Origin of the sequence: Bacillus sp. SDLI1 (assembly GCF_001553895.1) — a bacterium.
Lineage (GTDB): Bacteria > Bacillota > Bacilli > Bacillales > Bacillaceae > Bacillus > Bacillus siamensis.
Map to the genome: position 1 here is coordinate 452033 of NZ_CP013950.1, position 13417 is coordinate 465449.

General features: G+C 50.2%; 1 protein-coding gene. It reads right to left on the reverse strand.

The annotated features are described in order from the left end of the window. Positions 1 to 13: 13 nt before the first annotated feature. Positions 14 to 13417, reverse strand: a complete 13404-nt coding sequence (locus AUL54_RS02010) for a type I polyketide synthase (RefSeq protein ID WP_060962738.1) — start codon at positions 13415 to 13417, stop codon at positions 14 to 16.

Here is a 13417-nt window from a genome sequence, read left to right on the forward strand (position 1 = left end):
TTCCCACTCCTCTCTATTTAAATGCTTTCCAGAACATTTTCTTGGCAGGAAGCTCTTGTTTCTTCACCGGTGCATCAGGTTCTTTTACGAGACCCTTACGTCTTAATGACGGTGCAGGCAGCGGCTTTCTTTTCAGTCGGGTATCTTTTTCTTCCCAAGCTTCCAGAATGACGTGGGCGTTCGTTCCGCCGTCGGCAAAGCAGTTGATGGCCGCAGACGGTCTGGCTGCATCCCATTCGCCGGCTGTTTTATCAAAATACAAATCGGTCTTTGTTATATCAAAATGCGGCATCGGTTCATCCCCTGAGAGAAACGGAACCGTTTGCCTGTGTTTCAGCATTAATACGACTTTAATGAAGCTTGCGATGCCTTCTGCGCAAAGCGGATGCCCGATGTTCGGCTTGATTGACCCGATGCCGAGCGGAACATGCTGACCTGAGCGGTATACAGATTGAATCGCCTTCAGCTCAAGTAAATCAGTCACAGCGGAACCCGATCCGTTTGCTTCGATATAAGTGATATCCTCCGGCTTTTTGCCGCTTTTTAAAAGCGCGCTTTTCATAACGTCTTTTTGCGCCTGAACATTAGGGGCTGACGGTCCTGCCGTTCTGCCGTCATTATTCATGGCGGCGGCCTTAATGACTGCGTGTATCGTGTCGCCGTCTTTTTGCGCCTGGCTTACCGTTTTTAACAGCACCATGCCCACGCCTTCTCCGAGGACAACGCCGCCTGAACGCTTATCAAATACATGAAATGCCGGTTTTTCGTTTAACAGCCCGCGCTCTTGGAACATTCGGTGCGCCGCATCCGTGTTCAGCATACTGACACCGCCGACTACCGCTATTTTGATATCGCCGCTTCTCAGTGCCTGTACGGCCATATTCATTCCTGTCAAAGCCGATGAACAAGCCGTATCAAGCACGATGCTCGGCCCCCGCAGGTCAAAAAATTGCGAAACGTTTGCAGCTAAATAGTTCTGCCCGCCCGCAACGATCGGATTGCGGGTATTCGCAAGAATTTCAGGATCAGGCTGATGCTGGCTGCGGCCTCCGATATACACACCGGCTTCTATGCCCTTGATTTCTTCACGGGTATAGCCGGCATGACACCAAAGCCTTACGCTTTCTTCCAGCACCGCCAATGCCTGAGGATCCATCGCTTTCGCGTCGTTTTCCGGTATGAAAAAGAAATCGGAATCAAAGTGATCCATATGTTCAATCAAGCCCGCAACATACTGATTTTCGTAACCGAATCGTTCGGCCGGCACGGAGCCGATCGCGGACCTGCCGTTTCTCAGCAAATCCCAATATTGTTCTAACGATTCCGCTCCCGGAAAGCGGCAGCTCATTCCAACGACGGCAATGTCTTCATTTTCGGCATATCGGTTTTGTTCAGCTTGAACGGTTTGCACATTGGCGGGAACCGCGGTTTCTGTGACAGATTCCTTCCTTGTGAGCAGCGGCTGACTGTTGGATACAAGCCATTCGGCAAACGCGTCAATCGTCGGATGTTCATATAAAACAGACGGATCTAAGTCCTTTTTGAGCGCTTGATTCATTTGCTGTAAAAGCTGCGCTAAAATGATCGAATCAACCCCGTAATCCTGAAACGGTTCGTCTGTTTCCAGTTCATCCGGAGCGATTTTCAGCTCATCAGAAAACAGTTTTACAAGCCATGCCTTCGTATCAAAAAGAAGGTCTGAGTCTGATTGTTTTTCCTCGATTTGACCGTTTATTTCTGCTTCAGCCTCTTTTTGTTTTTTCTTTTGACTGAGCAGCCTGTCAGGATGCCATCCGCTTCGATCAACGATGGCCGGCAGAACGGCCGGGCGGATGTTTTCAGACAAAATGCGGTCCAGCAAGTCAATCCCTTCCGCATTCGTCAGTCCTAAAAGTCCGGTCTGCTTCAGGCTTTCTGTGCGGACTTCACCCAATCCGGTTTCCTTCCAATTCGGCCATTGAATGCTGACCATCGGATATTGATGCTGATGAGCAGCCGCGAAATAATCCATGTACGCATTTGCCATCGCATAATCCGACTGCCCTGCGGCAAGCGCCGGTATGACAGCAGATACGGAAGAAAATAAGACGAAGAATCGCAAAGGATCATTTGTAAAAAGGCTGCTTAAGGTTTGAAGCCCGGCGACTTTCGGTTCCAGCACTTCTTGTATGTCGTCAGCAGTCTTTCTGATAAACGCCGGATTTACTGAATTAACCGAGCCTGCACAGTGAATGACCCCGCCGATCGGTCCCATCGTGCGCCGGATCGTTTCAATTTCCGCAGCCGCCGCATCACGGTCAGACAATTTCAGACTGATGACCGCTACTTGCACACCTTTTGCTTCTAGCGCTTCAATCGCCCGTATTTTCTCTTTCAGCCGTGTATTCACAGCTGACCGTTCATGGCGGGGAGGAATCGGCTCCCTGCCTGTCAGCACCACTTTTTTCACGCCGTGTTTTTCTGTGAAATGGCGTGCGCATAAAAGACCGAGCCCTCTCGTCCCTCCGGTAATGAAAAGCACATGATCTTCCGGGAACGGTGCGGGCTGTTGTTCTGATCGCTCCCATTTTGGAATCTCCCTGAATGCAGCGCGGTATCTCTGTTCGTTTCGGAGGCAGACTTCCGGTTCTGTGCTGTCCGCTGAAAATTCATCCGCAATCTGTTTGGCAAGTGTCTGCTGATTTGTATCGGTGTCGGCATCCATGTGTCTTGATGTCACGTTTTGATACTCACTTTGCAGCATTCTGTACAGGCCGCTTTTTGCCGCTCCTGCGAGATGAATCGTTTTCTGCTGAAACGGCTCCAAGCCTTTTGTTACATACAGCAGCGTCAGCGGCCGCGCTTGACGGCGGCTTGTATCAATCAGAGTCTGGAGCCGGCTGATCCCTTCCAGTGAAAGGTCTTCGTCTCCGCATCCCGTCAGATCGATTGCGCCATCTATGCGATTCCAATCGCTAGCTGCAGTGTCAGCCGAATCGACCGGGAGAATGAACGAGTCATCGAAATGCTTTGCAGTCTCTTCGGCAAGTCCCCTTGTCCTTGCATCAGCCAGAATCATGACCTTCTGAACGCTTTTTTCATCGGCAGACTTGATCTTACACGGAACCCACTGCTTTTCTAAAAGCACAGCTTCGCGCCGGTCTTCCGTTTCCTCCGATGCGGATTTCACTTGAGGCAGCCAGTACGGCTCCTTGGCAAACGGGTAAGCCGGCAGACTGATTCTGCGTGGTTTTTCGTCTTGATAAAGCCTGTTCCAGTCCACGTGAAGCCCTTTTGCCCACAATTCCGCTATATTGCCGTATTTTTTCTTATCGAACCATGACCTGACAAGCTGCTTCAGATCATCGTCCGTTTCAAATGCTTTGATTTCTTTTTTTGCCGTTTTGATGTGGGCTTCATATATCCCTTCACCCGTATTGCCGTATACAAAATCGGTTAAACGGCTGATCAGCTCTTCTCTCGAACCAGCTGTAACCGCAAGACGGCAGTCCATTGCGTCACGCCCGGTTTGAAGCGTGTACGCCATATCTGAAAGATGGATATCCTGATTGGCTTTTGCAAAATCGATCATCGACTCGGCATAGGCTTTTAGCTGCGGCGCTTTTTTCGCCGACAGTACAAAAATGTTTGTCTCATCAGGCTTTCGGCTGCCCCGGTCTTTCGGCTGGTACTCTTCAATGACGAGATGAGCGTTTGTGCCGCTGTAGCCGAATGAGCTGACACAGGCCCGCCGCGGTGCTCCGCCTGTTTCCCAAGGTTTGAGTTCGGTATTGACAAATAAAGGCGAGTCATCGAAATCAAAATGTTCATTCGGCGTGCTGAAATGAAGACTCGGCACAAGCTTTTGATGCTTCATCGACAGCAGGACTTTCTGCACGCTTGCTACGCCTGCCGCCGCCGACGTATGTCCGATATTCGATTTAACCGAACCGATGGCGCAAAATTGTTTTCGGTCCGTTTTTTCCTTAAATACAGAAGATAAAGCTTCTAATTCAATCGGATCCCCCTGCTTTGTGCCGGTGCCGTGCATTTCCGCATAGGTGATGCTCTCAGGGTGGATGTTGTGCGTTTCATACACTTGGCGCTCTAAATCCATTTGGCTTTTCGCGCTCGGCGCGGTAATACCGTTTGTTTTTCCGTCCTGGTTAATTCCGGATCCGATAATGACTCCGTAAATATGGTCTTGATCGGCTTCCGCATCTTTCAGCCTTTTCAGAACGAGCGCCCCCGCGCCTTCGCCAGGCACAAATCCGTTTGCGCTGTTATCAAATGCTTTGCATTGGCCGTCAGGAGACAGCATTCCGGCTTCACACATGCTGATGTATGATTCAGGCGTTATATACAAGGTGACGCCGCCGACAAGCGCCATGTCAATTTCATGATTCAACAGCGCCTGACGCGCCAAATGAGTCCCGACAAGAGACGATGAGCATGCCGTATCGATCGGAATCGCCGGCCCTTTCAAGTTGAGATAATACGCCAGGCGGGCCGCCGCGATGCTGAAACTGTTGCCCGTTGCGCTTCCTCCTGTCTGATGTTTATTTAACATCATGCCGTATTCATTGTTCATAATCCCTAAATAAACGCCGCAATTTTTCCCGCTTAATTCTTTTGAGCTGTAGCCAGCATCTTCAAAGGCTTTAAAGCCTTCCTGTAAAAATATCCGGTGCTGCGGGTCCATAAGTTCCGCTTCAGACGGAGAAATATTAAAAAACAGCGGATCAAAATCTTCAATGCCGTCAAGCATACCGATTGATTTGCAGTATACTTTGCCCTTCTTGTTTAAGGCCGGATCATAGTATTGGTTTACATTCCAGCGGGAAAGCGGGATGTCGCGAATGGCGTTTTTCGCACGCACTAAATTGTCCCAATACGTCTTAAGATCCGGTGCGTCGGGGTATTTGCCCGACATGCCGACGATAGCTATCGCGTCCGCCATCTCGTCATTAGGCTCCTGTTTGGCCTGCACCGGTTCAAGTTCCTTTTGAACCGTTAATCTCTCCGGCTCGGCAGGTGTTTTCTCCTGCGGGGCGTCTTGCTGCGTAAGCGGCTTCGGACGTACGGGAACCGCCTGTTTTTTTCTACCGCGGACGGACGGCTGCGTGCGCAGAAAATCGGCAAATTGACGGATTGTCGGATAATCATACACTTTCGTTACGTTACAGTCCGTGCCGTACCGTTTATTGACGGCTTTTATCCATTCAAGCCCGGTAATCGAATCCATGCCCAGATCAATAAAGGCCTCATCAATATCTACTTCATGCCGCTCCATGTACAATACATCAGCAAGTGCTTTTGATAACTCGTCATGCACCGCTTCAATCTGTTCTTCCGGTTCGGCGGAAGCTGCCGTTTCAGACATCGCCTCGAGAATAGCCGCTTCTGCCTGTATCACCGGCTGCTTATGAGCGTTTAAAGGCTGCAGAAGTATGTTGGACGGTTTGTTCACGGCCTCCGTTTTCTTCGGTTCGGTTACTTCCTCAAGGATCGGTTCTGTCCCGAGCTCTTTTTGCAAGAAGACCGCAAACTGGCGGATTGTCGGATAATCATATACTTTCGTCACCGTAAGGGACGTGCCGTACGTTTTATTAACGGCCTTTATCCATTCAAGACCGGTGATTGAATCCATACCGATATCAATAAAAGTGTCGTCTGCGTCGATATCGCCAGGATCCATATATAAAACGTCCGCCAAACTTTCCGTTAATTCGGCACTTACTTTTTCAGCGGAAACCGCCGGACGGTCAGCGGACTGTGCCATTCTTTTTGGTCCCGCGCCGCTCAAAGGCTGCAATGTAATATTTGACGGTTTTTCTTTTGTAATCTCCTCGGAAAGAGGTGCTGCTTCAATGACCGGTTCCGGGACGGCCGCCGGTGCGATCGGTGCAGGCTTTGTTTCCACCGTTTTTTTGACAGCTGCATCAGCTGATGTGTCGATCCAATAACGGTCCGTTGCAAACGGGTAAGCCGGGAGACTGATTTTTTGCGGTCTGCCCATTTGATACAGCTTATCCCAATTCAGCGGAAGGCCCTTTACCCAAAGCTCTAATACCTTTGCGGCTTTGCCTTTTTCAAGCCATGCCTCAATGGTTTTTTCCATGTCCTCATCAGCCGCAAACAGCGCCATCGTGTCTTTATTCTGTTTGACTTGTCCGCGGTAGAGCTGATCAATTGAATCTTTGCCTCCCGTAAATCCGTCAAGCTTTTCTTCAAGCTCGCGCAAATTGCTGACAATCAGACCGAGACGCTCTTCCATCGCTTCACGGCCGGTTTGAAGCGTATAGGCGATCCGGCCCAGATCCGCTTCCCTGTAACGCCCGCTCCGCAGTGCATCAAGAAGGCGTTTCGCCCGTTCTTGAAGCCGTTTCTCATTTTTCGCGGAAAGAATGATCATCGATGGATGAGGTGCGGCAAAAGCCGTCTCCTTATCCACATCAGCGGTATATTCTTCGATGACGATGTGAGCGTTGACGCCGCCGGCTCCGAAAGAGGAAAGCCCCGCGGTTCTCGGCAGTTCCTTATCATTTATGACCGGTCTTTTCCACTCTTCAAGCGTCTGCTGCACTTTAAACGGCGTACTCGGAAAATCAATATTCGGGTTAAGCGTCCGGGAATGCAGTGACGGCGCAAGCTTCTTGTGTTTCATTTGCAGCAGCACCTTCGTCAGCCCCGCGATGCCTGCTGCGCTTTCACAGTGCCCGATATTGGATTTTGCTGAGCCGATGGCGCAAAACTGTTTATCCTGTGTTTGTTCTGAAAAGACTTTTGTCAGACCCGTGATTTCAATCGGATCGCCGAGTGAAGTTCCGGTGCCGTGGGCTTCGATGTAGCTGACCGCCCTCGGATCGGTTCCCGCGTCTTTTAACGCCTGTTTGATTACCGCAGCTTGGGCGTTCGGATTCGGGACGGAATACCCGTTTGTTTTTCCATCATGGTTCACGGCCGTTCCTTTGATCAAGCCGTAAATATGATCACCGTCCGCTTTCGCTTTAGAAAGCGGCTTGAGGAGTACGGCGCCCACTCCTTCACCGGGCACATAACCGTCTCCGCCTTCTCCGAAACTTTCACATCTGCCTTTGCTTGATAAAAATCTGTTCTGGCCGAGCATCAAATATTTATTCGGATGGATGGATACATTGACGCCCCCGGCAAATGCCGCCTCGCATTCCCCGTTCCGCAAGCTTTGACACGCCAGGTGAATGGCTGTTAAAGAAGAAGAGCACATCGTATCAAGAGCCATGCTCGGACCGTTAAAGCCGAATACATAGGAAGCCCGATTCGCGATGGATGACGGATTTCCGGTCAAAGCGAGCGATTTTCCGCGCGCCTGTTCTTCGGCTCCGTAAAGCTGGTATTCCTCATACATGACGCCGACGTAAACACCGACATTGGCGCCCTGCAGGTCACCCGATTTTCCGGTCAGCTTTTTGCGCGTATAACCGGCATCCTCCATTGTTTCGTAGACACATTGCAGAAATAACCGCTCCTGCGGGTCCATCAATTTTGCATCCCGGGGTGAAATAGAGAAGAATTGCGGATCAAATTTGTCCACGTCTTTCAAAAATCCTCCCCATTTTCCGTACGTCTTGCCTTCTTGATCTTTATCAGCGTCGTAATAAAGGCTGTGATCCCAGCGGCCGCTTGGAATTTCGGTTATGCAGTCAACGCCTTCACTTAAGTTCTTCCAAAATTCCTGGAGATTTTCGGCCTGCGGATATCGTCCTGATATACCGATAATCGCGATATCCTCACGCTCCGGCACTGGATTTTCCCGCGTGTCTGTGCGGACTTGCGCAAAGCCTTTTTTGCCTTCACTGCGATAGGATACAGGCTTTTCTTCTGTTTTCTCCTGCAGATCCGTTTTGGCTGCAGGGGGTTCTTCCGTTTTCATCCCGGTCGCTTCCAGCAGCGTGCCGCGGTGAGCTTTCATAAAATATTGCGCCAGCGATTCAATATTCTGGTACTCGAAAAACAATGTTTTTGATAATGAACCGAAGCTCTTTTCCAGCCGTCCCGTCAAATGCATAATCATAATCGAATCAATTCCGTAATCTTCCATAGGTGCCTTGGCGTCAATACTGCCGACAGGAAGTTTGGTTACTTCCGAAAGCACCTGTTTCAAGAAATGCTCCGTTTTTTCCGCAAGCATGTTTTCTCTGCCTGATGAAAAGCCTGCCGGTGCTTCTGGTTCGCTTTCCGTTTCTTCTTGATCTTCCGCTGATTTTTTCAGAAACGCCCGGATTTTTGCAGCGTAGCCTTCCGTCACCATGATCTGGGATGTCTTTGCTGCCCACCCGCGGTACAAAGCTTGAATGCCGTTTTCTGTTTTCATAGGGACCATGCCGCTTTCTTTTGTCAGCATGGCTTCCGTTTCGGCGTCAACCGTCATCCCGCCGTCTTTCCAAAGCGGCCAGCAGATTGAAAGAGTGTGTCCATGGCGTTCATTTCGGGCCTTTTGCCGGTTTCTTTTTTCACTGAAAGCGTTCATAAACGCATTGGCCATCGCATAATCTGCTTGGCCCGCGCTTCCGGCGCTTCCCGCTCCGGAAGAGAAAAGAATCAGAAAATCAAGCTCTATGTCCTTACATGCTTCATCAAGGTGAACCAGCCCGGAGACTTTCGGTGCCAGCACATCATGGATTTCATCCTTGTGCTTTTTCAGAATGTAGTTGTCTTTTATCGTTCCGGCGCTGTGTATGATGCCGTTTAAGCCGCCGTACTGCCGGCAGATATCCGCTGTGAGCGATTGGACTTCTTGTTTTTCCGTCATGTCCGTTTGTTTGTATACGGCTTGCGCGCCAAGATCGGACAGCTCTTGCAGCTGGGCTTTTTTACGGTTATCCAACAGAGAACGCCCCGTTAAAATAAGAACGGCGCCTTTTGCATGCCGGGCGATTTCTTTGGCGAACAAAAATCCGAGACCGCCCGCACCGCCTGTGATCAGATAAACACCTTTATCCTTCCACGGCTTTTCGGCGCCCAACTGTTCAAGACCCGATTCCTGCCATTGCGCCGTATAGCGCCTGCCGTTTTCATAGCGAATATGCTTGTCATCAGGATGAGCGCTGCATTCTTTTACATATCGTGACAGCGTGTCTGCCTTGACGTCCGGCTCCGCTTCAATCAGCTGGCCGGTCAGGTTCGGGTTTTCAAGCGCCGCTGTTTTCAAAAGCCCCGTTAAGCCGCAAAGGAGCTGCGTATCAGCTTCTTGAGGCACGACAATCTGAATAAGCTCGCGCCCGCCGGATTTTGAAGCGAGGATTTTCTTCACTTCTTCAAAAGCCTGAAGCGCACAGGCTTCAAACCGTTCGTCTTCACTCTTATGCTGATCACGGAGCACGTGACAGCTGAAGTCTGTCTGTATGCTGTTCATCTGTTCTGTAAACCGGTCAGATATCATCACGTGACGGGCTTTGAAATGGATTGGCGCTTTTTCATGTACAGCAGCCTTCTCTTCCCATACGTGCTCAAAAAATAGTGTATCTGTTTTATTCGTTTCAATTTCCCGTGCGGAATAACCAGTCATTTTCACACATACATTGCCTTGTTCGTCACATACATCAATATCCAGCTTCTGCACGGCATCTTCAGGCTTGCTATCGCCGCTGTACGCAATGGAAACCCACATATTGCTTTTACAGCTTTTCAGCACATCAATCTGCTCCAGAGCAAACGGCAGCATCGGCCTTATGTCAGTTCCGTCTCTATCAAGCATCAAACCGATTGTCGCGTGGAATGCCGCATCCAAGAGACTCGGATGGAGGACAAACTGATCTTTTGTATAAGAAACAGATGACGGGAGGGAGAGTTTTGCGAGCACTTCGCTGTCTTTTGCATAGATTTCCGTGACCGCTTTATGAGCATCCCCGTATTCAATCCCCATCTGTTTATAAGCTTGATAGCAAGCGTCAGGTGTGATCAGACGGCGTGATTCTCTCAATTTGTCAATCTCGATTTTCGCCGGTTCGCCCGCCCGGACAAACGCCGCGCTTCCTTGCGCATAGAGAACGGGCTCTTGTTCTGATGAAACCGATTCACGATAAACCGTAAATCCCATCTCCCCATTTTCTTCGTCATAAAGACGAAGATACAATTCTGCGGACTCATCCGCCGCTGTAAACGGGCGTATCCATACGACATGCTTCAGACGGACTGTTCCTTCTTCCTTCGTTTCTGCCGCGTGTTCAACGGCTGCCCGGACCATTTCCAGATAAGCCGCGCCCGGTAACGTCCGCTCGTTTTTGACGACGTGATCTTTCAGGAAAAACTCTCCGCCGCTAAAAGAGGACCGAAAACGGACGCCTGACATGTTTGATACATTTTCATGCAGGAGCGGGTGCAGCATGCCTGCATTTTTTTGCGGCAACGAATCTCTTTTCTCCGCCTCGGGCACCCAATACCGTGTTTTTTCAAACGGATAAGTCGGCAGGCTGATCCGATTCGGTTTGTTTTCACCGTATAAGAGATTCCAATCCATCGTTCCTCCGCCGGCCCACTTCTCAGCAATCATCTCCAGACTTCCGGAAGAAAGCCATTTATGTATCAAGTCCGGAGCAAGCTCTGCCTGTTTCGTTTTATCAGCTCTGTTCCGCCAGCATCCGCCGGCCGTTTGACCCGCCAGAAAACCTCCCAGCCGTTCTTTAAGCTGTGTTATATTCTGTGCGGTGAAAACAACCCGCTCCTCCATCTGCTCACGGCCGACCTGAAGTGTATATGCCGCATCCTCAAGCGGCACGCCGGGATGAATAAATGCAGACAGCTTCGCAACATACTCTTTAAGCCGTTCTTCATTTCGGGCGGAAACCGGGAAAATGAATGTCTGTCCTTCCGCAGGTTCAGCATTTGTTTTGTGTGATTCTTCCGGAATAAATTCTTCCAGGATGAGATGCACATTTGAACCTGTCGCCCCGAAAGAACTGATCCCAGCACGCCGCGGATATACGGTCTCGTTTCCGTCTTCCGTCACTGAAGGCTGCTGCCATGCTTCGGTTTGATGCTGGACATAAAACGGTGATTGTTCAAAATCTAAATACGGATTCAGCTCCTCGGAATGCAGAGACGGCACCAGCGTTTTATAGTGAAGCTGCAGGGCGGCCTTGCTTAAGCCGCTGATGCCCGCCGCCGATTCAGCATGGCCGATATTGGACTTCACTGATCCGATGGCGCAGAACTGCTTGTCCTGTGTGTACTGGCGGAACGCCTTGACAAGGCCTTGAACTTCAATCGGATCGCCGAGAGACGTTCCGGTCCCGTGCGCCTCAATATAACTGACCGTGCGCGGATCGATTCCCGCTTTATCCAGGCATTCCTCAATTAAATCGGCCTGCGCGACCGGGCTCGGCACGGAAATCCCGCTTACTGTTCCCACGTGGTTGACGGCACTGCCCTTTACTACCGCGTAAATCCGATCTCCGTCTTTTATCGCTTCTTGCAGCGGTTTTAATAAAACGGCACCGATTCCCTCAGCCGGTACATAGCCGTCTCCGTCTTTCCCGAACGTATGACAAACCCCGTCTGTTGAAAACATGTCCCATAAACCGTATGTCAGATATTTATTCGGATGCAGCGACAAGTTGACGCCTCCGGCAACCGCCGATTCACATTCTCCGCGCCGAATGCTCTCCGCAGCAAGGTGAACCGCAGTCAGCGAAGATGAACAGACCGTATCAACCGCCATGCTCGGCCCGTGAAAATTGCAAAAATATGAAACTCTGTTTGCGATCTGCGCATAATTAAGAGATAGCGGGAATACATGATCTTCAGAAGAAGCCTCAGCTCCGACCAACGTATAGTCCTTGTGCATCACCCCGGCAAAGACGCCGACGCGCTGTCTCTTATTTTGTCCGCGCGCCTCTGCGAGCGACTTCGGCGTATATCCGGCATCCTCAATCGTTTCCCAGCATGTTTGTAAAAACAGCCGTTCCTGAGGGTCCATTGTTTCAGCTTCCCGCGGCGTAATCCTGAAAAATTGAGGATCAAAGCAATCCGGATCATCAATAAATCCGCCCCATTTTGAAATGCTCTTTCCGGAAGGCGACTTTACATTTTCAAATCGGCGCCAGTCCCAGCGAGACTCCGGAATTTCGGTGACACAGTTTTTTCCTTCTTTCAGGTTTTCCCAGAATTCGTGAATATTTTCGGCCTGCGGATAGCGGCCGGCCATCCCGATAATGGCGATATCTTCATCTTGCGCCACACTGCTTTTCCGCCTTTTTTCTGTTTGCGGCTGCTTCTCCATTTTTACCGGAGGTGCGCTGAAATGGCTCCCGTGCTGCTCAGTCAGGAAAGCCGCAAGCTCTGCTGCCGTCGTATATTCAAACAGCAAAGTCGGTGAAAGGGTTTCGCCGATTTTTTCGCTGATCGTTTCGACGACGTCAAGCAGGCCGGACGATGTCAACCCCATTTCATAGTAGCCGACTTGAGAATCAATCTGTTCAAGCGGCTTGCCGATTTTTTCCGCCATCAGATTCATGACATACCGTTCTGCTTCCTCATGCGGGTGTCCGCCTTCAAGCGATGCCGCAACTTCCGGTAAACCGGCTTTTTCAGGAGGTTTCTCAGCAGGCTTTCGGTCTGTATTAATCAGCTCGGCATCCCGCACGAGCTTGCTTGTGAAATCTTTCAGCTCGGCTACTTTCCGGCCGGATGCGTTAAAAAACTCCAGTGTAATGTAAATGAGCTCCTTTTCCTGCCGGAGCGACGAACGTTTGATTCTCGTGATGCATCCGCCCTGCAAAGGTTCGGAAGCTGTAAAAGATTCATAGAAAAGAGGCAGAAACAGCCTCTTTTCCCCATTTAACAGCGATGAAATCAATAGGTTTGCGCCGACGCCGCTTCCGTCAAGAAGAGTCGGATGAAACAAAAACCCTCCGGCCTGTCCCATCGCGTCTTTTCCGAGTGATAAATCAAAGGTGACGCCGTCCCGCTCCTCAAATACTTCTCCTTCGGCTTTCATATATCCGCTGTGAACCAATTCCTGGCTTCTGCATTGTGCATACAGCTCATTTAAATCGATGGTGCGTTCCGCCTCGCGTTTGACAGAGTCAAGATCAAGCGTGTCACTGAACACTGCGGGAGCCGTCTCATGCATTTCCGCTTTGACGTAAATACGTTCGTCCGGCTGGACTCGTCCGCCGCCCATCTCAGTCCCTTTTGCGGTCAGTTTCCAGCGCCCTTCTTTTACCTTTGTACATTCAACCGTAAGCTTGACGGCGCTGTTTTCTTTCGCAATAAGCGGCTGATATATGGATAAATGGCGCAGCTGAAGCCCGTCGTATGAATAGCCGCGCTCTTTGAAAACCTGATAAAACATATCAATATAAGCCAATCCCGGAAGGACTTTTTCTCCGTAAACGTCATGATGTAAAATAAACGGATTTTTCAGCGATAAAGTGATTTGCTTATTGAAGTTCTTCAC